1 protein-coding gene and 1 pseudogene are annotated in these 1,014 nt (G+C 75.2%); both read left to right on the forward strand.

Annotated features, from left to right (window positions below; translation table 11 throughout):
* Positions 1-148: 148 nt before the first annotated feature.
* Positions 149-727 (forward strand): annotated as a pseudogene (locus tag AC27IO_RS24745) (DUF1513 domain-containing protein); the annotation flags it as partial.
* Between the two features lie 34 nt (positions 728-761).
* The coding region (locus tag AC27IO_RS24750; RefSeq protein ID WP_498741285.1) for a DUF1513 domain-containing protein at positions 762-1,014 on the forward strand (253 nt) is incomplete at its 3' end.

The following is a 1,014-nucleotide window of genomic DNA, read 5'->3' on the forward strand; positions in this document are numbered from 1 at the left end:
GCTGGCCGTGCCGCTGGCCGCCGCCTGGGCCGGCCCGGCCGCCGCCGCGGGCTCGCTGCGCCTGGCAGCGGCATGGCAGCAGGAAGACGGCACCTACCGCATCGGCGTGCTGCAGGCCCGGCCCGGCCAGGACGCACCGCTGCGCGCAATGCACACCCTGGACATTCCCACCCGTGCCCACGGCCTGTGTCCCCTGCCGGACGGCAGCATCGTGGCGGCGTCGCGCCGGCCCGGCGACTGGCTGGTGCGCTGGTGGCCAGGCACCCCGCGCGAACCCGTCTGGCAGTGGACGGACGGCACCCGCTCGTTCAACGGCCACGTGATCGCATCGCCGGACGGACGCCTGCTCTACACCACCGAGACCGATGCCGACACCGGCCAGAGCCTCGTCGTGCAGCGCAGCGCCGAGCGGCTGGAGGCGGTGAGCGAATGGCCCACCCAGGGCATCGACGCGCACGAACTCCTCTGGGACCGCCACACGCTCGCCGATGGCGCGCCCACCTTGATCGTCGCCAACGGCGGTGTGCCCACCGCGCCGGAGACCGGCCGCGTGAAACGCGCGCTGGAGACCATGGACTCGTCCGTCGTGCGGCTGCATGGCCGCACCGGTGGCGTGCTGGGCCAATGGCGGCTGGACGACCGGCGGCTGAGCCTTCGGCACCTGGCCTGGAGCGCCGACGGCCTGGTGCTGGGCGTCGCCCTGCAAGCCGAGCACGACGGCCAGCCGGACCGGGAGGCGGCCCCCGTGCTGGCGCTCTTCGATGGCAAGGCGCTGCGGGCCGCCGCGCCCCGTCCCCGCGCAGGGGCCCGGCGGCCCACAGGGCGGTTTGCGGGGGTATGGCGGCAGCATCGCCGCCACCCCCGAGGGATGGGCCGTGAGTTGCCCGCGCGCCCAGGGCATCGCCACTTTCAGCCCCCAGGGGGACTGGCAGCGCCTGGTGGCGCTGCCCGAGGTCTGCGCACTCGCTGTGAACGGCACCGCACTGTGGGCTGCCGGGCTGGACCACACCCCTC

It is taken from the genome of Acidovorax sp. KNOB132 (genome assembly GCF_057541515.1).